At 65.9% G+C, this 22305-nt stretch carries 21 protein-coding genes and 2 pseudogenes; 9 read left to right on the top strand and 14 right to left on the bottom strand.

Annotated elements, in window-relative coordinates; genetic code table 11:
* Window position 1 precedes the first annotated feature (1 nt).
* Both prfB and JNM03_RS18780 read left to right on the top strand, forming a co-directional pair.
* Window positions 2-1129, top strand: coding sequence for a peptide chain release factor 2 (gene prfB, locus JNM03_RS18785; protein ID WP_294039008.1), 1128 nt, complete (start codon window positions 2-4; stop codon window positions 1127-1129).
* Entirely contained in the window at window positions 1129-1851 is a 723-nt protein-coding gene (locus JNM03_RS18780) for a class I SAM-dependent methyltransferase (protein WP_294039006.1), read from the top strand. The genes prfB and JNM03_RS18780 overlap by 1 nt, the downstream gene beginning before the upstream one ends.
* On the opposite strand, the gene JNM03_RS18775 is transcribed toward JNM03_RS18780, so the two are convergent.
* The 8 genes and pseudogenes from JNM03_RS18775 to JNM03_RS18740 form a co-directional block, all read right to left on the bottom strand.
* Window positions 1848-2213 (bottom strand): DsrE family protein, encoded by a 366-nt coding sequence (locus JNM03_RS18775; RefSeq protein WP_294039080.1) that lies wholly within the window; start codon window positions 2211-2213, stop codon window positions 1848-1850. The genes JNM03_RS18780 and JNM03_RS18775 overlap by 4 nt on opposite strands.
* Window positions 2201-2950 carry a molybdopterin-synthase adenylyltransferase MoeB gene (locus tag JNM03_RS18770; RefSeq protein WP_294039005.1) on the bottom strand — a complete coding sequence of 250 codons (750 nt, stop codon included), beginning with the start codon at window positions 2948-2950 and terminating at the stop codon, window positions 2201-2203. Before JNM03_RS18770 ends, JNM03_RS18775 begins: the two co-directional genes overlap by 13 nt.
* A 99-nt stretch (window positions 2951-3049) precedes the next feature.
* Window positions 3050-3511 (bottom strand): annotated as a pseudogene (gene dut, locus JNM03_RS18765) (dUTP diphosphatase); the annotation flags it as partial.
* A complete protein-coding gene (gene coaBC / locus JNM03_RS18760) occupies window positions 3474-4736 on the bottom strand; it encodes a bifunctional phosphopantothenoylcysteine decarboxylase/phosphopantothenate--cysteine ligase CoaBC (protein ID WP_294039004.1) in 1263 nt (420 codons plus the stop codon). The pseudogene dut and the gene coaBC, both read right to left, overlap by 38 nt.
* Before the next feature lie 51 nt (window positions 4737-4787).
* Entirely contained in the window at window positions 4788-5906 is a 1119-nt protein-coding gene (locus JNM03_RS18755; RefSeq protein ID WP_294039003.1) for a hypothetical protein, read from the bottom strand.
* Entirely contained in the window at window positions 5903-7030 is a 1128-nt protein-coding gene (locus tag JNM03_RS18750) for a glycosyltransferase family 2 protein (RefSeq protein WP_294039001.1), read from the bottom strand. Before JNM03_RS18750 ends, JNM03_RS18755 begins: the two co-directional genes overlap by 4 nt.
* 101 nt (window positions 7031-7131) lie before the next feature.
* Entirely contained in the window at window positions 7132-8676 is a 1545-nt protein-coding gene (gene ubiB, locus JNM03_RS18745; protein ID WP_294038999.1) for a 2-polyprenylphenol 6-hydroxylase, read from the bottom strand.
* Window positions 8673-9410, bottom strand: coding sequence for a class I SAM-dependent methyltransferase (locus JNM03_RS18740; RefSeq protein WP_294038998.1), 738 nt, complete (start codon window positions 9408-9410; stop codon window positions 8673-8675). The genes ubiB and JNM03_RS18740 overlap by 4 nt, the downstream gene beginning before the upstream one ends.
* A gap of 93 nt (window positions 9411-9503) precedes the next feature.
* Here JNM03_RS18740 and mutM point away from each other — a divergent pair, with 93 nt between their 5' ends.
* The 3 genes from mutM to dnaA all read left to right on the top strand — a co-directional run bounded on the left by mutM (window position 9504) and on the right by dnaA (window position 12633).
* Window positions 9504-10316 carry a bifunctional DNA-formamidopyrimidine glycosylase/DNA-(apurinic or apyrimidinic site) lyase gene (mutM, locus tag JNM03_RS18735; RefSeq protein WP_294039079.1) on the top strand — a complete coding sequence of 271 codons (813 nt, stop codon included), beginning with the start codon at window positions 9504-9506 and terminating at the stop codon, window positions 10314-10316.
* 188 nt (window positions 10317-10504) lie between these two features.
* Window positions 10505-10768 (top strand): 30S ribosomal protein S20, encoded by a 264-nt coding sequence (gene rpsT, locus JNM03_RS18730; protein ID WP_237839084.1) that lies wholly within the window; start codon window positions 10505-10507, stop codon window positions 10766-10768.
* A 506-nt stretch (window positions 10769-11274) separates the two neighbouring features.
* Window positions 11275-12633 carry a chromosomal replication initiator protein DnaA gene (gene dnaA, locus JNM03_RS18725; RefSeq protein ID WP_294038996.1) on the top strand — a complete coding sequence of 453 codons (1359 nt, stop codon included), beginning with the start codon at window positions 11275-11277 and terminating at the stop codon, window positions 12631-12633.
* A gap of 375 nt (window positions 12634-13008) precedes the next feature.
* Here dnaA and JNM03_RS18720 read toward each other — a convergent pair whose 3' ends face one another.
* The 4 genes from JNM03_RS18720 to secB form a co-directional block, all read right to left on the bottom strand.
* Complete coding sequence (locus tag JNM03_RS18720; protein ID WP_294038995.1) at window positions 13009-13698, bottom strand: DUF4136 domain-containing protein; 690 nt, start codon at window positions 13696-13698, stop codon at window positions 13009-13011.
* 163 nt (window positions 13699-13861) lie between these two features.
* Complete coding sequence (gene trpS / locus JNM03_RS18715; protein ID WP_294038994.1) at window positions 13862-14860, bottom strand: tryptophan--tRNA ligase; 999 nt, start codon at window positions 14858-14860, stop codon at window positions 13862-13864.
* A 57-nt stretch (window positions 14861-14917) separates the two neighbouring features.
* Window positions 14918-16495, bottom strand: coding sequence for a murein biosynthesis integral membrane protein MurJ (murJ, locus tag JNM03_RS18710; protein WP_294038993.1), 1578 nt, complete (start codon window positions 16493-16495; stop codon window positions 14918-14920).
* Between the two features lie 27 nt (window positions 16496-16522).
* Complete coding sequence (gene secB / locus JNM03_RS18705) at window positions 16523-17035, bottom strand: protein-export chaperone SecB (protein WP_294038992.1); 513 nt, start codon at window positions 17033-17035, stop codon at window positions 16523-16525.
* A gap of 229 nt (window positions 17036-17264) precedes the next feature.
* Here secB and JNM03_RS18700 point away from each other — a divergent pair, with 229 nt between their 5' ends.
* From JNM03_RS18700 to JNM03_RS18690, 3 genes are read left to right on the top strand one after another with little or no spacing between them, the layout of a single operon-like run.
* Window positions 17265-17936, top strand: a complete 672-nt coding sequence (locus tag JNM03_RS18700) for a Tim44/TimA family putative adaptor protein (protein WP_294038990.1) — start codon at window positions 17265-17267, stop codon at window positions 17934-17936.
* Between the two features lie 4 nt (window positions 17937-17940).
* Window positions 17941-19296, top strand: a complete 1356-nt coding sequence (locus JNM03_RS18695) for an MltA domain-containing protein (RefSeq protein WP_294038989.1) — start codon at window positions 17941-17943, stop codon at window positions 19294-19296.
* A gap of 7 nt (window positions 19297-19303) precedes the next feature.
* A complete protein-coding gene (locus tag JNM03_RS18690) occupies window positions 19304-19873 on the top strand; it encodes a Smr/MutS family protein (RefSeq protein WP_294038987.1) in 570 nt (189 codons plus the stop codon).
* Here JNM03_RS18690 and dapE read toward each other — a convergent pair.
* Window positions 19870-21003 carry a succinyl-diaminopimelate desuccinylase gene (gene dapE / locus JNM03_RS18685; RefSeq protein WP_294038986.1) on the bottom strand — a complete coding sequence of 378 codons (1134 nt, stop codon included), beginning with the start codon at window positions 21001-21003 and terminating at the stop codon, window positions 19870-19872. The two genes, JNM03_RS18690 and dapE, sit on opposite strands and share 4 nt — an antisense overlap.
* A gap of 107 nt (window positions 21004-21110) precedes the next feature.
* Here dapE and JNM03_RS18680 point away from each other — a divergent pair.
* Window positions 21111-21576 (top strand): annotated as a pseudogene (locus tag JNM03_RS18680) (cupin domain-containing protein).
* 23 nt (window positions 21577-21599) lie between these two features.
* On the opposite strand, the gene JNM03_RS18675 reads toward JNM03_RS18680, so the two are convergent.
* Window positions 21600-22274 carry a glutathione S-transferase family protein gene (locus tag JNM03_RS18675; RefSeq protein ID WP_294038984.1) on the bottom strand — a complete coding sequence of 225 codons (675 nt, stop codon included), beginning with the start codon at window positions 22272-22274 and terminating at the stop codon, window positions 21600-21602.
* Between the last annotated feature and the right edge of the window lie 31 nt (window positions 22275-22305).

Genomic DNA, 22305 nt, shown 5'->3' with positions numbered 1-22305 from the left:
CATGCGCGCCGAAGCGCAGGATCATGTCGATACCATCAACGCCGCGCTGGCGCTCTTGCGCCGGTTCCTCGACTGGGACCGCGCGGTGCGCCGCCTCGACGAACTCAATGCGAAGGTCGAGGACCCGACGCTGTGGGAAAACCCCAGGGCGGCGCAGGATGTCATGCGCGAACGCCGCCGGCTCGACGAGGCCATCACCGCGACGCGGGCGATCGAAAAGGAATGCGCCGACACGGTGGAATTGATCGAGCTTGCCGAAATGGAAGGCGACGACGCGCTGGCCGATGAAGCGGTCGCTTCGCTCGGGCTGCTCGCGACGCGGGCCGAGGAGGACAAGATCAAGGCCTTGCTGGCGGGCGAGGCCGATGCCAACGATGCCTATGTCGAAGTCCATGCGGGCGCCGGCGGCACCGAAAGCCAGGACTGGGCGGAAATGCTGCAGCGCATGTACAGCCGCTGGGCCGAAAAGCGCGGGTTCAAGGTCGAGCTGGTCGAATATCAGGCGGGCGAGCAGGCGGGCATCAAATCGGCGACCATGCTCGTCAAGGGCGAGAATGCCTATGGCTATGCCAAGACCGAAAGCGGCGTGCACCGCCTCGTCCGCATCTCGCCCTATGACAGCTCGGCGCGCCGTCACACGAGCTTCTCGTCGGTGTGGGTATATCCCGTGATCGACGACAATATCGACATCGAAATCAACGAGGGCGACCTCAAGATCGACACCTATCGCGCGTCGGGCGCCGGCGGCCAGCACGTCAACACGACCGATTCGGCCGTCCGCATCACCCACATCCCCACCGGCATCGTCGTTGCGAGCCAGAACGACCGGTCGCAGCACAAGAACCGCGCGACCGCGATGGGAATGCTGAAGGCGCGGATGTACGAGGCCGAGCTGCAGAAACGCGAGGCCGCGGCCTCGGGCGAATATCAGGCGAAGACCGAGATAGGTTGGGGGCACCAGATCCGCTCCTATGTCCTGCAACCGTATCAGCTGGTGAAGGACCTGCGTACGGGGGTCACCTCGACGGCGCCGGGGGACGTCCTCGATGGCGCGCTCGATCCCTTCATGGCGGCCGCGCTGTCGCAGAAGGTGACGGGCGAGAAGGTCGATGTGGAGGACATCGACTGATGAAGATCCCGGCCGTTCTCGCCGCGCTGGCCCTCGTGCCGCTGCTCGGCGGTTGCGACGGTCCGTGGAACGAGAACAGCGACCGCATCGAATCCGCGCGGGAGTTTCCGCCGGCCGACCGGCCCGTTGCGCCGATCACCTCGACCAAATGGTCGACCGAGGAAGCCCGCGATCGCGTCAACGAAGCCGATGACGTGATGGATTCGGCCGATGTCCGGCCGGGCATGACAGTCGCCGACATCGGCGCGGGCGACGGCTATTACACTGTTCGGCTTGCGCCGCGGGTCGGCGCGACCGGGCGCGTGCTTGCACAGGACATCCAGCCCGAGGTGATCGAGCGCCTTGCCGACCGCGTCGCGCGCGAACGGCTCGACAATGTTTCGCTGAAGCTTGGCGCGGTCGATGATCCGCGGTTGCCCGCCGACAGTTTCGACCGCGTCTTCATGGTCCACATGTATCACGAGATCGGCGAGCCCTACGCCTTCCTCTGGCGGTTGCGACCGGCGCTGCGCGCGGGCGGGCAGGTGATCGTCGTCGATGGTGACCGTCCGATCGCACAGCATGGCACGCCCTTCCGCCTGCTCGTCTGCGAGTTCGAAGCGGTGGGCTACAAGCTCGTCTCCTACGACGACAAGGCGCACGCCGGCGGCTACCTCGCGCGCTTCGTGCCCGAGGGGAAACGCCCCGCGCCCGACGCGATCACGGTCTGCAAGAATCCCTAATAGGTGACGAGTTGATCGCCGGGTTCGGCATCGGTCAGGAAACTGACGAGCCCGCCCGCGCGGACCTGTGGCACCAGGTCGCTGGCCACCATGTGGGCGAGCGCCATGCCCGACTGGCAGACGGTCAGCCGCACCCCCATCGCCATCGCCTCGGCGATCAGCGACACGAGGTCGGGCTGCCCCGCCGCGCGTCGAGCGGCATCGCCGTCGAAGGATACCGGAATGCGCAGCAGCGCCGCGGCTTCGCCCTGCAGAAAGAGGCGCGCCGGGCGGCCGAGCGCGGCGGCGGCGGCGGCGGTTTCGAGCGCGGCATAGAAGCGCTGGCCATCGGCCGATGCGACGATGATGTTCAGCCCCGGCATATCGGACACTCCGGATCCTTGGCGACCGCGACCTCGCGCCAGCGGCGGTCGAGCATGTCGACGATCGCAAGCTTGCCCGATAGCGGTCGGCCCCAACCGGCGAGCGCGCGGACCGCCTCCAGCGCCGCCATCGTGCCGATCATCCCGGCGAGCGCGCCCATCACGCCCTGCTCGGCGCAGTTGATGCCGGGGCGATCGGGGTCGTCGCCGACGAGGCAGGCGTAGCAGGGGGCGTCGGCGCGCCAGCCCTCATAGAGCGCGACCTGCCCCTCGAACGCCCCGATCGCGGCCGAGAGAAGCGGGATATGAAGCGCGACCGCGGCGCGATTGACCGCGAGCCGGGTTTCGAAATTGTCGCAGCCGTCGAGGATCAGGCTGGCGGTCGCGAGCAGCGTTTCGGCGTTGTTCGCATCGAGGCGTTCGGCGACCGCGATCGCCTCGACATGCGGGTTGATCCGGCGCGTGGCGTCGGCCGCGACCTTGGCCTTGAACGACCCGATGTCGACATCGGTGAAGAGCGGCTGGCGCTGCAGGTTGGAGAGTTCGACGACATCATGGTCGATGATCGTCAGCCTGCCGACGCCCGCCGCCGCAAGGTAGGCGATCGCCGGGCAGCCGATGCCACCGGCGCCGACGATGACGATGTGGGCGGCCTTCAGCCTCGCCTGTCCCGCACCGCCGAACGCGGGCAGGATGATCTGGCGTGCATAACGGTCGAGTTCGGCGTCGCTGAGCAACGCCTACTCGCCCGATCGCCGCGTCTTGATGCCCGACAGCGAGCCTACGTTTTCGGGGATATTATCATCCTCGATCGCCTCGTCGCCGCCGCTTGCTACGCCGGTCGAACCGAAACCGCCGGTCCCGCGCTCGGTTTCATCCAGCGTCTCGACCTCGGCAAAGGCCGCGCGCTGGACGGGAGAGGGGACGAGCTGGGCGATGCGGTCGCCGCGCTTGATGTCGAAGCTTTCGTCGCCGAGGTTGGCGAGGATCACCTTCACCTCGCCGCGATAGTCGCTGTCGATCGTCCCCGGCGTGTTGAGACAGGTAATGCCATGCTTGAGCGCGAGGCCGGAGCGCGGGCGCACCTGTACTTCGTATCCGGGCGGAATCGCGATTGCGAACCCGGTGGCGACCGCGTGGCGCGCGCCGGGACGCAGCGTCAGCGTTTCGGCGGCGACGATGTCCATCCCCGCTGCTCCCGCGCTGGCATAAGCCGGCAAGGGCAAGCCGCCGCCGTTCGGCAGGCGCTGAATGGCGATCTCAATCTCTTTCAAGAGGGGCGCGGGTTTCGAGTTCATGGGCGATCTTTTCCATCAATTTGCGGGCGACCGCATCCTTCGGCAGGCGGTCCCAGCTATCTACGCCCGCTTTGCTAACGATATGTAGCCGGTTCGTCTCCCCCCCCATCGGGTCGGCGGAAACATCATTGGCGACGATCCAGTCGCATCCCTTGCGCGCGAGCTTGGCCTCGGCATGCGCGATGACGTCGTTGGTTTCGGCGGCGAAGCCGATCAGCAGCGGCGGGCGCTGGGCGCTCTTTGCGACGCTTGCAAGAATATCGGGGTTCTCGGCGAGCGCGAGCGGGGGGACGGCCCCGCTGCCGTCCTTCTTGATCTTTTGCGACGCAGTGTCGGCCGCGCGCCAGTCGGCGACCGCAGCGACCATGATCGCGGCATCGACAGGCAGGCCCTGTTCGACTTCGACGGCCATCTCACGCGCGGTCTCGACGTCGATGCGGATCACGCCTGGCGGGGTCGGCAGCGGCACCGGGCCCGCGACCAGCAGCACCTCGGCGCCGGCTTCGGCGGCGGCTGCTGCAATCGCAAAGCCCTGCTTCCCGCTTGACCGGTTGGCGATGTAGCGCACCGGATCGATCGGCTCGTGCGTCGGCCCGGCGGTGATCAGGATACGGCGGCCGAACAGCGGCCGATGGTCTGCCGGTGCGAAGTCGGGCTGTCCGGTAAGCGGCGCCGGCGCCGGCGCATGGGCCAGCGCGTCGTCGATCGCCGCCTTGATCGCCGCCGGTTCGGGCAGGCGGCCCGGCCCATATTCGCCGCACGCCATTTCGCCCTCGTCCGGTTCCATCACCGTGACGCCGTCACCGCGCAGGGTCGCGACATTGCGGCGAGTGGCCGGATGCAGCCACATGCGCACATTCATCGCCGGCGCGGCGAGGACCGGCTTGTCGGTCGCGAGCAACAGCGTGGTTGCCAGATCGTCGGCGATGCCGGCCGCCATCCTCGCCAGCAGGTCGGCGGTTGCAGGCGCGACGACGACCAGGTCGGCTTCGCGGCTGAGCTGGATATGACCCATTTCGACCTCGTCCTTCAGATCGAAAAGATTTGTATATACTTTATTCTCCGACAGCGCGGCGAGCGTCAGCGGGGTCACGAACTGTTCGGCGGCGCGGGTCAGGACGCAGCGCACGACCATGCCCGATTTCCGGAGCAGCCGGACAAGCTCGATCGCCTTGTAAGCTGCGATGCCGCCACCGATGATCAGCAATATGCGCGGAGCGGCCATGCGGGTCCATTCTGTCCACGGAACCGGACGCCCGATTCCCTCGCCTGCTAGTTATGCCGAGCGCGGCGCCGGTTCAAGCGACGCCGGACGGCGCAGCGCGTCGATCAGCGCCGCGAGCGCGGCGGGCGCGAAGACCAGCCCGATGAAGAGCGTCGGGACGACAAGCATCCCCCAATAATCATTGTCGGGGCGCGCAAAGAGCATGAAGGCAGCAGCGTAGCCGAGCTGGACGGCAAGGCCGAGCGTGCCGAGGCGCGATCGCCAGGCCAGCCAGCCGAGCAATGCGAGCGGGGTCAGGATCGCGGCGACCCATTGCGGCGCGCCGAAGCGCAACGCCGATGTGTTGTGGATGAAGCCGATATAATTGTTCCAGCCGTTCATGCCGAGCCATCCCGCGCCGCCGATATCATCGGGCCGCACAACCTCGGCGACCGCCGCGGCGTGGAGGGCCAGGCCGCCGGCGAATACCACGCCGATGCCGACCCACGCGGCCGCGACCTTCCAGTTGCGGTCGATCAGCGCGACGAGGCCGAGCAGCATCGCGACGGGCAGCACCGTTTCGCGGATCGTCAAGGCAAGAGCGACGGCGGCCATGGCACCCCATGGCTTTTCGGGACGATAGAGGGCAAGCGCGATGGCGATCAACACACCGGCGAGCACTTCGTGGATCAGGACCCACTGGCCCGACATGACCTGCCCGAGGTTGATCGCCATCAGCAGGACGCCAAAGCGGGCGTAGGCCGGCAGGCCGGGTTCGCCGACAAGACGGCGGCGCCACAGGACCAGCGCGACGAGGCCGAGGATGCTGGCAATGACGGTGCCCGCCGGCAGGCCGATCTTGCTCAGGGCGACTTCGAGGGTGGGAAGACGCACCACGATAAAGGGGCGGAGCGGATAGCCGTAGATGCGATGCTCTTCGGCCACGGTCCGGTAGTAGGGTGCCCCGGCTTCCATCTTGCGCAGCACCTTGAGGTAAAGCGCGTGGTCGCCGATCATGCCCGCTTCCTTTGCGAGCAGCGGCGACCGCATGTCGAGGTCGCGGGGCGCGTGCCGTTCGGCCGTGCCGAGGACGATCAGTGTCGCCAGCAGCGCGAGGAGCAGGAGCGCGACGGCGCGACGCAGCCCGACGAGCCGGTTCCATCCGGCGGCGGGGGCCGCGCTACCGGTCATTTGCGCCAGGTGAGGGCGGACGACATGGCGAAGTTCCAGATCGCGCCGACAAGGACGCCGGCCACTCCGGCCACCCACCAGCGTTCGTCATGCCCCGCCATCCAGGTCCCGATGCCGATATTGGCGACCGCACCGAGCGCCGAAATCGCATAGAAGCTCGCGAGGCCGCCGAGGATGCGCCAGCCCTTCAACATGCGATCGGCATAGGTGAAGCTGTTGTTGAGGAAGAAGTTGAACGCGATCGCGACGACCACCGCGCCCGTCTGTGCGGTCAGGAAGCTGTCGCCGAACCCGAGCAGGGTTCGCAGGACCGCGAGATGGACGAACACGCCGAGGCCGCCGACCATCAGGAATTTGAGCAGGCGGACGGGAATGAACCGGCCGATCGTCTTGTCGGCGATCAGTTCGGCATATTCGGCGATCACGCGCGCACCGATCTTGCTTTCTCCCGCTTCGCGGCTGCGGAAGGTGTAGGGGACCTCCGCGACCTTCAGCGCGGTCGGACTCGATGCTAGGATATCCAGCAGGATCTTGAAGCCGATCGCCGACAGGCGCGGCAAAGCCCGCTCAAAGGCGTCGCGGCGGATCGCGAAAAAGCCGCTCATCGGATCGCTGACATTGGTTCCGAGCGCGATCTGCCCGGCGCGGGTGGCAAGCCGGCTCATGCGCACGCGCCCCTGATCCCAGTCGCCGGTGCCGCCGCCCGCGACATAGCGCGTGCCGACGGCGATGTCGGCGTCGCCGCTTTCGATCGCGGCGATCAAGCGCGGCAAGGCGTCCTCGCTATGCTGGAGGTCACCGTCCATCACCGCGATCACCGGTGCGGCGGTTGCCAATATGCCTTCGATCACCGCCGACGAAAGGCCGCGGCGACCCACCCGCTGGACGATGCGGACGTGGCGCGATGTGCGGCCGATCCGGCGCACGAGATCGCTGGTGCCGTCGGGCGAATTGTCGTCGACGAACACGACTTCCCAGCCGCGCCCGGCGAGCACGATCGACAGTTTCTCGACCAGTTTTTCGACATTCGCCGATTCGTTGAGCGTCGGCACCACGACCGCGACCTCGAGAGGAAGCGTATCGACCGTTGTTATGGGGTCGGCGAGAAAGACGTCGTGGCGCATGAAACCTCGATATTTGCCGGATCCGGGGTCCGGGGTTGGTCGAGGTTCAGCGGTAGGGAATTAGGGTAAATATCCGGTAACCAGATGCGCCCCGGCGTCGGTCAGCCGAACCATTGCAGCAGCCCGGCACCCGCGGCTGCGCCGACCAGCGCCATCAGCGCATAGCGCCACCACCGGCGCTTTTCGCCCGTGTCCCACATCAGCGGAATTTCGGGCAGCGGCGGGGCAGGCGGGGCTGCGCCCTTCTTCGGCAGTTGCGCGTCGAGGCGGCGGATGATGTCGGGGATCAGCGCCAGCGTCTTGCCCTGTTCGCGCAGGCCGTCGGCAAGCGCGGCTTCGGGGCCAAGTTCGTCCCGAATCCATTCGCGTACGAAGGGGCCGGAGACATCCCACATGTTGATCTTTGCGTTCAGCATCGTCGCGACGCCTTCGACCATCACCATCGTCTTTTGCAGCAGCAGCAGATGCGGCTGCGTCTGCATGTCGAAATCGCGGGTAATGGCGAACAGGCCGTCGAGCATCTGGCCGACGCTGAGTTCGCTGACCGGCTTGCCGCGCATGGGTTCGCCCACGGCGCGGAGCGCCGTCGCGAATTCCTCGACGCTGTGATAGTCCGGTACGTACTGCGCCTCGAAATGAATTTCCGCGACGCGGCGATAGTTGCCGGTGGTCAGTCCATAGAGGATCTCGGCGAGCCAGTAGCGTGCCTGCCGGTTGATCCGCCCCATGATCCCGAAATCGACCGCGGCGATCGTCCCGTCGGCCTTCACGAACAGATTGCCCTGATGCATGTCGGCGTGAAAGAATCCCTCGGCGATCGCCTGTCGCAGGAAGGCGTTGACGAGGTTCGCCGACAAAATTTGCATGTCGTGGCCCGCCGCAACCAGCGCGTCGCGATGCGAGATCTTGATGCCGTCGATCCAATCCAGCGTCATCACGCGGCTGGCGGTACGGTCCCAGTCGATCGCCGGCACTTCATAGGTCGGCACGCCGACCATCGCGTCGCGAAGTTCGGACGCCGAGGCGGCTTCGCGGCGCAGGTCGAGCTCGCGCAGCGTCCAGCGCCGGAAATTGGCGATGACCTCACGCGGACGCAGCCGCGTCGCTTCGCCGCCGAAGGCCTCCAGATGCGCGGCCGCCCATTCATAGGTATCGATGTCGCGCGCGAACTGCTTGTCGATGCCGGGGCGGCGGACCTTGACCGCGACCTGGCGCCCGTCGGTCGTTATCGCGCGATGGACTTGCGCGATCGAGGCCGAACCGACGGGTTCGGGATCGAATTCGGCATAGAGGTTTTCGAGCGGGGTTTCGAAGGTCGCCTCGATCTCCTGCCGGATCCGGTCGAACGGCACCGGCGCCAGCGCGTCCTGCAAGGTCAGCAGGTTCCGCGCGGCCTCTTCGCCTACCAGATCGGGGCGCGTGGCGAGCGTCTGGCCCAGCTTGACCGCGGCGGGCCCGATCGCCTGAAAGGCGGCGGCATAATCGGGAACCTTCGGCTGGATCGTGCCCAATCGGGCGATGCGGCAGAGCCGCCTGACCCCCGGGGGGGTCTGCGGCGCCGTTTCGATGCCGCGTAGCGCCCCGTGGCGCGCGAGGATGCGGCCCCATTTCAGCAGGCGGGCAATATGGGTGACGGGTCGGGTCAAGCTTTCCACCCGCTGTGGATCGCGACCAGACCGCCCAGAATCGGTTCGACCTTCACCGCGCTGAAACCGGCGTCGCGGATCATCTGTGCGAATTTCGGCATCGGCGGGAAGCGGCGAATCGATTCGATGAGATAGCGATAGCTGTCCTCGTCGTCGGCGATCAGTTTGCCGAGCTTCGGGACGAGATGATGCGAGTAGGCATCATAGGCCTGCGCGAAGCCCGGCCATTCGTTGGTCGAGAATTCGAGGCAAAAAAAGCGCCCGCCATAACGCAGCACGCGGTGCGCTTCCTTCAGGGCGGCCGGAATGTCGGTGACGTTGCGGATGCCGAAAGCGATCGTATAGGCGTCGAAGAACTGGTCGGGGAAGGACAGTCTCTCGGCATTCTGCTCGGACCAGACAAGGCTGTCGATCCCGCGCTCGGCCGCGCGCTCCACGCCAACGCCCAGCATGTCGGGATTGATGTCGGCGACGGTGATGCTCGCGCCGCTTTTTTCCATCCGAAAGGCGATGTCGCCCGTGCCACCCGCCATGTCGAGGATCGCTTCGCCCGCGCGGGGTTTCACGCGGCGCACGAAACGATCTTTCCACAGCCGGTGCATCCCGCCCGACATCGCGTCGTTCATGATGTCGTATTTGCGCGCGACGCGGCTGAACACTTCGCCGACCATCGCGGTCTTCGCGGTCGCGGGAACCTGTTCATAGCCGAAGCTGACGGTATCGGGGGTGGCCATGGAGTGCGCGCCTTTGCGGGGAGAAGGTCTGTTGCGTCGGCCTTTAGCCGGGCCTTGTCGCGCAGGCAAATGGCGCGTAGCCGCATTGGCGATATGCCCGAGCTTCCCGAAGTCGAAACCACCGTTCGCGGTCTCATGCCCTTCCTCGAGGGGCAGCGGCTCGTGACCGTTTCCACCTTTCGTCCCGATCTGCGCCGGGCCTTCCCGGTAGACCTCGCCCAGCGGCTGACCGGCGCGACGGTCACCCGCCTCTCGCGCCGCGCGAAATATGGCATCGTCTCGACCGATCGCGACGACCATATGATCTTTCACCTCGGCATGTCCGGGCGCTGGCGGACCGAGGGCGGCGAGGCGGGCAAGCACGACCATCTGCTGCTCGAAACCGGGGCCGGGCATCGGCTTTTCCTGCACGATCCGCGGCGCTTTGGTTCGGTCGATCTGGTGAGCGGCGATCCGCTGACGCGCTTTCCCGCGTTCGTGACGCTGGGTCCCGAACCCTTGTCGGCGGATTTCGATGCGGCTCGTCTCGTGAAGGCGCTTGCCGGACGGCGCGCGCCGATCAAGGCGATGCTGCTCGACCAGACGGTCGTCGCGGGGCTTGGCAACATCTATGTGTGCGAAGCGCTCAACATGGCGAGGATTTCGCCGCTGAAGCCAGCGGCCGATGTGTCGAGGGCGAAACTCGCGGTACTGGTTCCCGCCATCAAGGCTGTGTTGACCGCCGCGATCGCTGCGGGGGGATCGACGCTGCGCGATTTCCTGAGCCCCGAGGGCGATCTTGGCTATTTCGCAAAGGAGTGGCGCGTCTATGGCCGCGAGGGTGAACGGTGCGAATGCGGCGGCACGATCGTGCGCGTCGTGCAGAGCGGCCGTTCGACCTTCTTTTGCCCGAAATGCCAGCGTTGAAGCGGCGTTATGGCCCAATAGGCATTGACCGGACGGCCCTTGGTGGCTATGGGCGCACCCTTCGAGCAGGGTCCGGTTGTCCGGAACCGGCCGCATCCGGACATTGATTCGCTGCTTTGGGCGCGATTCGGCTGCTCCGCTGCGGCTGTGCTCCGACCATTGTGACCGTTTGAGAAACTGAGGAATTTATGGCCAATACGCCGCAGGCAAAGAAGCGCATCCGCCGGAACCAGGCGCGTGCCACCGTGAACAAGAATCGCGTTTCGCGCATCCGCACGCTCGTCAAGAAGGTCGAAGCCGCCGTGGCTTCGGGCGACAAGGACGCCGCAGCGACCGCGTTGAAGGCCGCCCAGCCCGAAATGGCGCGCGGTGTTGCCAAGGGCGTGCTGCACAAGAACACGGTCGCTCGCAAATATGCGCGCCTGACCAAGAGCGTGAACGCGATCGCCTGATTCGCGATTGTCCCGAAAGGGTACAAAAAAGGACTCGCCGGCATCGGGCCGGCGGGTCCTTTTTTGTATGTCCTATTGTGACGTGGCGATGGCAATAGTGTTGCAGCGCGGTAAGTGACGGATTTACTGCGATTCGCTGATGTCTTATTTTAGATTTTATCTAAAATACTGAAAAATATAGCAAAAATTGCTATTTGACGCGATTCCGACCCCCTGTGCGAGTCAAGATTTTTATTTCAGTATTTTTACATGCGCCGGTCTTGATCGACTCGCATGGCCTTGCCTAGACAGGGGCGTCGTCAGCCTTCGCTGGCGGCCACCACATCGACATGATTCGCGCCCTTTCGGACCGAGTGTCCGGGACAGGACGCTCGTGCCTTGGCGCGGGCTGCGACGGATCGGCGTGTGGCTGGCCGCACGAAGACTTGGGCGTTGGGGACATCTGGGGGCGACGCGGCGTGACACAAGGCGGGGATCGGTATGGCAAGGACGCAAGGGTTGGAGTCGTGAGCGGTGATGCCGCCATGCTCTGGCCGCGCGTGGCCGAAGGATTGCGCCGCGATCTGGGCGCCCGCACGTTCGACCATTGGCTGAAGCCGGTCGGTTTTGCCGATTATTGCGCCTTGTCCGGTGTCGTGACGCTGGAAACGCAGAGCCGTTTTTCGGCGAACTGGATAAACGAACGCTTCGGCGACCGGCTGGAGCTGGCTTGGCGCCAGCACTTGCCGGGCGTGCGCGGCGTCACCGTACGCGGCGGCGCGGCGGCCAGCGACCGCGCCACCGCTCTTTCGGCCCAGCCGCTTCCCGCGTTCGAACCGCCACAGCCGGCCGCCAACCCGGCGCTGCTCGGGTTCGACCCGCGCTTGTCGTTCGATCGCTTCGTGGTCGCCCGCTCGAACATTCTGGCCGCCAACGCGGCGCGCCGCATGGCGATGATCGAGACTCCGCAGTTCAATCCGCTCTATCTCTGTTCGGGAACCGGCCAGGGCAAGACGCACCTGCTTCAGGCGATCGCGCAGGATTTCGCAGCGTTGCACCCCACGGCCAACATCATCCTGATGTCGGCGGAGAAGTTCATGCTGGAATTCGTCGGCGCGATGCGCGGCGGCGACATGATGGCGTTCAAGGCGCGGCTGCGGGCGGCCGACCTGCTGCTGCTCGACGATCTGCAGTTCGTGATCGGCAAGAATTCGACGCAAGAAGAGCTCCTTCACACGATCGACGACCTGATGACGGCCGGCAAGCGCCTCGTCGTCACCGCCGACCGCCCGCCGGCGATGCTCGACGGGGTCGAGGCCCGGCTGCTGTCGCGCCTGTCGGGCGGCCTGGTCGCCGACATCGAAGCGCCCGAGGACGATCTTCGCGAACGCATCATCCGTCAGCGGCTGGCCGCGATGCCGATGGTCGATGTGCCCGACGCGGTCGTCGCTTATCTGGTCAAGCATTTCACGCGCAACATCCGCGAGCTCGAAGGCGCGCTCAACAAACTGCTGGCCTATGCTGCGCTGACGGGGACGACGATCGATCTTGCGCTGGCCGAAGATCGGCTCGCCGAAAATGTCCGCAGCGCCCGCCCGCGCATCACGATCGACGAGATCCAGCGCGCCGTTTGCGCCCACTATCGTCTCGACAAGGCGGAGATGGCGTCGAAGAGGCGCGTCCGCGCGGTCGCCCGCCCCCGGCAGGTCGCCATGTATCTTGCGAAAGAGCTGACGCCGCGTTCCTACCCTGAAATCGGCCGCCGCTTTGGCGGGCGCGATCATTCGACGGTGATCCACGCGGTCCGCACGGTCGAAGCGTTGCGCGTTACCGACAGCGAGCTCGATGCGGAGATCGCGGCGATCCGGCGCAGCCTCAACAACTGATCGCCGGTCACTCCGGCCCGTTGGCAGCCTGGGGTGGGAAGCAGGCCCTCCTTCATCGTCGTCATCCCGGACGTGATGCGGATCCGCTCCTGCAGCGCTTCGCACTGCTACCTCCCCATGCCTGCGGCACCGGGAGGAATTTATGTCGGCTTCCGCTTGTTTCCAGACCCTTGTCCTTGCGAGCTTTACCCGGGAGCCATTCTCCTGCTGCCGGATGGCGCCCGAATCCCGTCGAACGAACCACGCGCCTCGTTCAAGGGTAACGCTGCGACTTGGGGGGCAATCGGCCGGGGAACCGGGGCTTGCCTTGCGCCACACGTAAAAGGCCCGCCTTCCTTTCGGAGGGCGGGCCCTGTTCGTGTCGTATGGGTCGGCTCAGCCCCTTTCGGGGGGCGCCACGGTGATACGGACCCGTTCGCCCGAATTGCCGGGGAAGCCGGTGAACATCGCCTCGACGAGGTTCGGGACGATCGCCTGGAGGTTGTTGTCGCGCGATTGCGCCTCGGCATGCCCCTCGAACAGGCGCGAGCCGTCGGCGGCGCGATTGATCTGCAGGTTCAGCCCGCTGGTGTAGACGGTGTAGCTGCTGACGTCGTTATATCCCCAGCTCGGGCCGAAGCCGCCCCACAGGAAGGGGTCGCGATAGCCGTAGATGTAGCGGCGTCCGCTGCGACCGGTGACGACGACCGGGCGGTAGAAGCCGCGGCCATAATAGCCGCCGTACCAGGGATCGCCGAAGCCGGGGCTCGACACCACACGTTCGCGGCCCTTGTCGACGCCATAATCCATGCGCACGACCAGATCGGGCCGTTCGCCAGCGGACGCAGGCCGATAGCCGTAGCGGGTCAGTTCGCCGGAAACGAGATTGGCATATTGGCCGAACTCGATCCCGCCCTGAAGCGCGGGATTGGCCGCTTCGATCGCGAAGCTCTGGCCCTGCGGCGCGGGAAGCTGCGTCTGGAAGCGTGCGACATCGGCGCGGAAAGGGGTCGCGCAGCCCGCCAGCGCGAGCGTCGCGCCGGCCATGGCAGCCAAACCCAGCCGTTTGAGGATCGTCTTGCTCATATTCATGCTCCGTGATTCGGATCGGCACGCACCGCCGTTTATAACATGACTACGCCGAAGCGACTTAACCTTGGTTGAACCCGCTTCGTCGTACCGCGGTTCCATCGTCCCGATATGGGAAGGCGTTGCCGCGAAACAAGAATTCTTGCGCCGAGCGGAAGGCTTAGCGGCAGAGCCCCAGCGCCGAATAGGCGGCGTCCAGCGTCGGCCGGGCAAGGGCTGCGGCGCGAGCGGCCCCGGCCTCCAGCGCGGCGTCGATCGCCGCGGGATCGGCCTTTAGCTGGTTGAGCCGCGTGGCGATGGGACGCAGCGTTTCGACGAGCAACTCGCCGAGCGCGGGTTTGAAGGACCCAAAGCCTTGCCCCGCAAAGCGGGAGAGCACATCGTGGATGCTTTCGTCCGCCATGGCAGCGTAGATCGATACCAGGTTTTTCGCCTCCGGCCGATCTTGGAGCCCCGCCACTTCGGATGGCAGCGGCTCGGCATCCGTCCTCGCCTTGCGAATCTTCGCCATGATCGTGTCGGGAGCATCGACCAGGTTGATACGGCTCATGTCGCTGGGGTCCGACTTCGACATCTTGGCGTTGCCGTCGCGCAGGCTCATGATCCGCGCGGCGGTCGGGGGGATTGTCGGATCAGGCAGCGTGAAGGTTTCGGTCCCCGTATCGAGGTTGAACTTGGTCGCGATGTCGCGCGCGAGTTCCAGATGTTGCTTCTGGTCGTCGCCGACGGGCACATGCGTCGTCTGATAAAGCAGCACGTCGGCCGCCTGCAGCACCGGATAGGCGTAAAGGCCGACACTCGCGCCCTCGCGGTTCTTTCCCGATTTCTCCTTGAACTGCGTCATGCGGTTGAGCCAGCCGATCCGCGCGGTGCAGAACAGCAACCAGGCCAGTTCGGCATGTGCAGGCACGCGCGCCTGATTGAACAGGATCGCCTTTTCGGGGTCGATCCCCGCGGCCATCAGGGCCGCCGCCATTTCGCGCGTGTTCGCGGTCAGTTCGGCCGGGTCGTTGTGAACGGTGATCGCATGCAGGTCGGCCAGAAAATAGAGCTTCTCGCCCGGCATGTCGTCCTGCATCCGTACCCAGTTGCGGATCGCGCCCAGATAATTGCCGAGGTGCAAATTCCCGGTGGGCTGGATGCCCGATAGCGTCCGCATGTCTTACTCCCGAATTGGGTCTGGTGGATGATGGCGGGTCCGATCGACAATCGCCGATCAGGTCCGCGTGCGCCGCCGCGTCAGCATGGCGAGGAGATCCTTGTCAAGCGCGCCCACGACGAACGCCATGACGAAAAAGGCTGTGCCGCCCGCTGCGCACAGGACAAGAAGGGACCATATACGCTCGAACGCGCTGCCGCCATAATAGGGCTCCATCAGCGGCATCATGTACCAGAGCAGTGCCGCCATGGCCGCGACGGCGATGAGTTGGCGGCCGATCTTGCCCGCAAGTGCGGCGGTGAAATGGAACCAGCCGCGCCGATGGAGCACGGTGTAGAGCAGCAGGCAATTGAAGGAGGCCGAGACCGCCGTTGCGCCCGCGAGGCCGACGATACCGTAACGCTCGACCACATACAGGTTGATCGCGACATTGACGGTCAGCGAGGCGAGGGCCGTCCACACCGGCGTTTTCGTATCCTCCCGCGCGAAAAAGCCGGGGTTCAGGATTTTCACGATGACATAGGCCGGAAGACCGGCGATCAGCGCTACGACGATCTGCGCCATGATCAACCCGTCGGCTTCGGTGAACTTCCCGCCGACGAAGAAGGCCGTGACGAAGGCCGGGGCGCAAATTCCGAGCGCAACGGCGGCGGGCAGCGTCAAAAGCGTCGCGATCTCGAAAGCGTTCGCCTGCAACCGCTGCGCTTCGGAATCGTCGCCGCTGTGGATATGGCGCGAAAGCATCGGCAGGATCGCGGTGCCGAGCGCGATGCCGACGATGCCGAGCGGGAGCTGGTTCAGCCGGTCGGCGAGCTTCAGAAGCGTCAGCGATCCCTGCGGCAGCGAGGTTGCGAAGAAGGTGTCGACGAACTGGCTGACCTGATAGATGCCGGCACCGAACGTCGCGGGCAGGATCAGCATGCCGAGCCGTTTGACCTCCGGGGTGAAGCGCGGCAGCCGCCAGTGGAGTTTGAGGCCGGCGCGGCGGACTGCCCACCACATATAGGCAAGCTGGACGACGCCCGCGACGCTGACCGCGATCGCGAGAGGCTCGGCGACGATCCGGTCGTCGCCGCCAGGGCCGCGAAGATGCCGGCCGGTCAGGATTCCGCCGATCAGCACGATATTGAGCAGGACGGGCGCGAAAGCGCCGGGTGCAAAGCGCGAGCGCGCGTTCAGCAACCCCGACAACATCGCGACGAGGCTGACGAGCGCGAGATAGGGAAAGGTGACGCGGCTCAGGAACACGGCGAAATCGAACTTGCCCGGAACTTCCTGAAAGTCGCGCGCGAGAATCCAGACGATGCCGGGCATCGCGATCATCATGACGGCCGAGAAGGCAAGCAGCACCCAGAGGAAGACCGACAGCACGTCGTCGGCAAATTTCGCCGCGGCGTCTTCCCCGCCTTCGCCATGCAGCGCGCGGCTGTACATGGGGATGAAGGCGACCGAAAAGGCGCCCTCGGCGAACAGGCGGCGGAAGGTGTTGGGGAGCGTGAAGGCGAGCTGGAACGCATCGGCGGCCAGCCCGGCGCCAAGTACGCGGGCGAGCAACATGTCGCGAACGAAACCGAAAACGCGGCTGACCATCGTCAGGCCGCCGATCGTTCCAACGCTTTTGACGAGGCTGCTCAATCCCCCGGCCTGCCCCCGAAGCGGGGTTTACGCCTGACCGACCGCGACTTCGCCGGCCTGTTCGGCCTGCATCGCCTGCGCCTGCTGCATGAACAGGCCGTGGAAATCGATCGGTTCGAGCAGCAGCGGCGGGAAGCCGCCATCGCGCACCACGTCGGCCACCACGCGGCGTGCGAAGGGGAAGAGGATGCGCGGCGCTTCGGCCAGGAAGAAAGGCTGGAGCTGATCGTCGGGGACGTTGCGCACACCGAACAGGCCGGCATATTTGATATCGACGATAAAGCCGGTGCCTTCGTCCGATTTCGACGAGATGTCGATCTTCAGGGTCACTTCGTACAGGCCCTCGCCGACATTGTCGGCGCCGATGTTGAACTGGACATCGATATGCGGGGCCGACTGCCACTGATAGACGGCGGGAGCGTTCGGATTTTCGAACGACAGGTCCTTCACATATTGCGAGATCAGACCGATCGCGGGACCGGTGTCTTCGCCGTTCGGCAGCGCGGCGGTGTTGATGTCGGTGCTGGTCTCGTCGGCCATGATGTCTGCTTTCACTGGAATCGGATGGAAGTTCCGCCGTACGGCGGAGCGTTGCGGGCGCGCTTAGCAGCGGCGAACCGCCAGCACAATGGCCGGTGCCTCCCGAACGGCGCGGGGGCGGGAATCGTTGACCTGCCGCCCCGCTGCGGTCATGGTGGTTTGAATCATGACCGCCTATACCCTATGTTAGGGTTGACGTTTCATCATTGCCCGCAATGGATATCTGCCTGTGACCGCTTTTTCGATCGTCCTGCTCGCCATGATTGCCGCGTTCCTCGGCATGCGGCTCTATTCGGTGCTCGGCAAACGGACCGGGCACGAGCAAGAGCCTGTTTTGCCGCGCCGCGACGACCGCCCGGCGGTCTCGGCACCGGCACGCCTTGACGATGCGGAGACGGGGTCAGGATCGCCGTCCGCCTTGCCCGGCGGTGCGGGACTTGTTTATGAACCCGCCGCCGAAGCGGGATTGCGCCAATTGCTTGCGGCGGATCGCCATTTCGATGCCGGTCGCTTCATGGAAGGCGCCGAGGCCGCCTATCGCATGATTCTGGAGGCTTTCTGGTCGGGCGACCGCGAGACGCTGCGCGATCTTTGCGACGACGATAGCTATGAAGGCTTCGTCGCGGCGATCGACGACCGCGCGGCGCGGGGCGAAAAGTTGGAAAATCGCCTGATCGGTATCGATTCGGCCAAGATCACGGCCGTCGAAATCGGTCGCGGCGAAGCGCGGATCACCGTGCGCTATCGGGCCGATATCAGTGCGATCACCCGCGATGCCGACGGCAAGCTGATCGCCGGATCGATGAGCGATGCGGCGCAGACCGACGATCACTGGACCTTCCGCCGCCAGCTTGGCAGCAGCGATCCCAACTGGCTGCTCGACGAAGTCGAAGCCGCCTGATCCCATGATTCGCGGGGGCGAAAGGCACCGGGCGCGCCGGAGACGGTGCGCGCGTGGTTTCGGGTTTGCGCTTCTTGCCATTGTTCCACTGCTTTCGGCCTGTTCCTCGGTCATCCCCGAGGCCGGCGGGCCACGACCAGGCGCCGGCGGACCCGTCACCGCGCCGACGACGCCTCGTCCGACCGATGCACCGAGGCCCTACACGCCGCGCCCGTCGGAAACGGGATCGGTGGCGGCCAGACCCGTTCCGGCAACCCCGAATCCGCCACTCGCGGCGCCTGTCGTTCCCGCGACCGCGACCACCGCGATCGAAGCAGGCGTCATTGCGGGTCCCGAATTCAACGAGCTTGGCGTGTCGGCCGAAAAAGCGACCGCGGCGCTCAGGGCGTTCCGCCTCAGTTGTCCGTCGCTGCTCCGCCGTACCGACGCCAGCGGGCTTACCCAGAACGCCGAGTGGACCGAAAGCTGCGGCGCGGCGAAGGACTGGACCGACCGCGATGCCACCAATTTCTTCAGCCGCTATTTCGGCACCGTGCAAATTGGGGCCGGCACCGCGTTCGTAACCGGCTATTACGAGCCGGAGATCGCGGCTTCGCGCGACAAGCGGCCGGGCTATGACGTTCCCGTATATCGCCGGCCGGCGGATCTGGTCGATGTCGACCTCGGCGTCTTTTCCGGTGACCTGAAGGGCAAGAAGATTCGCGGCCGCGTCGATGGCAGCAATTTCGTGCCCTATTATGACCGGGCGGCGATCGAGCGCGGGACGCTGGCCGGCCGCGGGCTCGAAATCGCCTGGGCAGCCGACGCCGCCGAATTCTTTTTCCTGCAGGTGCAGGGATCGGGCCGTCTTCGCCTGCCCGACGGCGGGATCATGCGCATCGGTTACGATACGCAGAACGGCCGCGATTATGTCGGCATCGGCAAACTGCTGCTCGACCGCGGCGAACTCAAGTCCGGCCAGGCGTCGATGCAGGGAATCCTCGATTATCTGCGCGCCGATCCTGTCCGCGGTGCGGCGGTGATGAACGAAAATCCAAGCTGGGTCTTCTTTCGCGAGTTGACGGGCCCGGGTCCGCTCGGCGCGCTTGGCGTGCCGGTGACCGGCCGGTCGAGCGTCGCAGCCGACCCCAAATATGTGCCGCTCGGCGCGCCGGTCTTCCTCTCGCTCGACCGCGCCGAACCGAACGGGCTGTGGATCGCGCAGGATACCGGGGGCGCGATCAAGGGCGCGAACCGCTTCGACAGCTTTTGGGGCGCCGGCGACGACGCGCGCGCGATCGCGGGCGGCATGGCGGCGCGGGGGTCGGCGCTGCTCCTGCTGCCGCGCGCCAGCGTCGCGCGGCTCGCGCCGCGCCGCTGATCGTTCGATGGGCCGGCGGCTCGATCCTCAGGAAGCGGCGCTCTGGAAGAAGGTCGCGGCGACCGTCGATCCGCTGGTAAAGCGCCCTGCCGCGCTGGAGCCCCGCGCCTTGCCAACTGTCAAGCCGCCGCTGCCGTCCCCGCCCAGCGCCGCTCCGCCTGCCGCCGCGCCGCGTGCCCGGACACCGCCGCTGCGTCGGACCTGGTCCGGTTCGACGCTGGATGGCCATTGGGACCGGCGTTTGCGCAAGGGCCTTGTGCGTCCGGACATGAGTATCGACCTTCATGGTCACAGCCTCGCGTCGGCGCAGGCCTTGCTCGACGATGCGATCGGGCGCGGCTTGCTGCGCGGCGCCCGCGTCCTGCTGGTCGTCGCGGGACGGGTGCGTCCCGGCGCCGACAGATTGCCGCTGATGCATGGCGATCCGCGTCCGCGCGGGGCGATCCGCGCATCGCTGCCCGACTGGCTATCGGTCTCTCCATACGCCGACCAGATCGTCGCGCTGCGGCCGGCGCACATCAGCCATGGTGGCGGAGGCGCGGTCTATGTGATCCTGCGCCGGTCGCGCGAGGATTAGAGGAAGGCGCGCATCAGGATGCCACGATAGATGGCGGTCAGGGTGCGGAGATCGTCCACCGCGACCGCCTCGTCCAGTTTGTGCATCGTCGCGTTGATCAGCCCGAATTCGACCACGGGGCACAGCGCGTGAAGGAAGCGCGCGTCGGATGTGCCGCCGGTCGTCGACATTTCCGGCATCAGGTCGGTCGCGGCATGGATCGCCTCGGCGACCAGCCCCGACAATTCACCCGGCGGGGTCAGGAAAGCCTCACCTGAAACTCTGCCCAGAACCTTCGCCTGAGGTTCGACGTCGTGCGCAAGCCGTTCGACCATCGCAACCAGGTCGGCGCCGCGATGCCGGTCGTTGAAACGGATCGACAGGCGCGCGCGCGCCGAGGCGGGAATCACATTGGTCGCGCCGTTACCGACGTCAATATCGGTGAATTCGATGTTGGATGGCTGAAACCAGTCGGTCCCCGCATCGAGGCTGACCGCGTCGATCGCGGCCAGGATCTTGACCAGCTTCGGGATCGGATTGTCGGCGAGATGGGGATAGGCGACGTGGCCCTGCGTTCCCGGCACATCGATCCAGATGTTGACCGACCCCCGCCGCCCGATTTTGACCATGTCGCCGAGCCGGTTCACCGAGGTGGGCTCTCCGACGAGGATCATGTCGGGCTTCACGCCGCGGGCGTCCATATGTTCCATCAGGGCACGGGTGCCGAAGATCGCGGGGCCTTCCTCGTCGCCGGTGATGATCAGACTGATCGTGCCGGCATCGGCGGGCGTCGCGGCGGCTGCGGCGACAAAGGAGGCGATCGCTCCCTTCATGTCGACCGCACCGCGCCCGTAGAGCAGGTCGCCGCGGATTTCGGGCGCGAAGGCGTCGCTCGTCCAGCCTACGCCGGGCGGCACGACGTCGAGGTGTCCGGCAAAGCCGAAATGCACAGGGCCTTTGCCCCGGCGCACCGCGAGCAGATTTTCGACCGGGCCGTCGGGTTCGATCCCGTCGATAAAGCGCTCGACCGTAAAGCCGAGCGGTATCAGCGACGCTTCCAGCGCGTCGAAGACGCTGCCGGTGGCGGGAGAGATGCTCGGCACGGCGATCAGCGCTTGGGCGAGGGCGACGGGGTCGACTGGATGCGTCATGAGCCTCCTTTATCCGTTCGTGTCGAGCGAAGTCGAGATACCATTCTGTCGTGCGCATCTCGACTTCGCAGGGTGCGACCGGTAAAAAGGGGGTGGAGAACCGCCCGATGCCCAAGCTCGATCTCGATGCCATTCCGCAGACCAATGTCACCGGCTATCCGGCGCCCTATGATGCGGCGGTGCAGGGGCGCTGGTATCGCCGTCTTGCGCCGCCGACGGGGCTCAGCGACTTCGCGGCAAGCCATGTCGTGCTGAACCGGTGGCTGGTCGTCGCAGCGCCACTGGCACGACGGCGAGGACGAGATGCTGGTCATGATCGCGGGCGAGGCGACGCTGGTCGAGGACGACGGGCGCTGGCCGATGCGCGCCGGCGACATCGCGGTGTGGCCGAAGGGCAGAACCAACGGCCACCATCTTGTCAACGAAACCGATGCCGACTGCGTCTTTGTCGCCCTGGGCGGGGGCAAGGCCCATGACACCGGGGGCGGCTATTCGGACATCGACATGCTGTTTTCGCCCGACGGCTATTTCCACAAGGACGGTACGCCCTATCCGACGAAGCGCCTTCCCTAGGATCCCGACCCTGGTGCCCGGACCTAGCCGCTCTGCGCGGGTCCTTCGAATGCCTCGATGACCCAGTCCTCCGCCTGCGCGCCGCCGATCCATTCCTGCATGTGCGGGTGGCTGATCACGGCCTGACAATAAGGGATCGCGAAGCGGGGAAGCGCGATCGAATAGGTGAGGAAGCGCGTCACCACCGGCGCAAACATCATGTCCGCCGCCGACCAGTCGCCGAACAGAAAATCGCCTTCGCCGCCGAACCGTGCGCGCGCTTCGGCCCAGATCTGGACGATCCGTACCACGTCGGCCTGCACTTCGGGCGCGAGATCGGAGGCAGGGTAGATGCGGCGGATATTCATGCTGTGGTGGCGGCGGAGCGCCGCGAAGCTGGAATGCATTTCGGCGGCCATCGATCGTGCCATCGCCCGCGCGGCCATGTCCTCGGGCCAGTATCCGCGCGTGCCGCCGGTCTTTTCGTTGAGATAATCGATGATCGCGAGGCTGTCCCAGACGACGATGTCGTCGCCGTCCCACAGGATCGGCACCTTGCCGCCCGATGGCGCGAACTCGTCGCCCTCGCGCCGGTTCGACCAGTCCTCGTCATACAGCGGAACCGTGATTTCCTCGAAGGACAGGCCGCTATGCTTGGTCGCAAGCCAGCCGCGCAGGCTCCAGCTCGAATAGGCCTTGTTGCCGATGAACAGTTTCATGTCGTCTCCCTGTCCCCATCCTCGGGGGCAG

The organism is Sphingopyxis sp. (genome assembly GCF_016793825.1).
Classification (GTDB): domain Bacteria; phylum Pseudomonadota; class Alphaproteobacteria; order Sphingomonadales; family Sphingomonadaceae; genus Sphingopyxis.
Note: the sequence above shows the minus strand (reverse complement) of the source record. Positions and strands in the feature narration are given on the sequence as shown.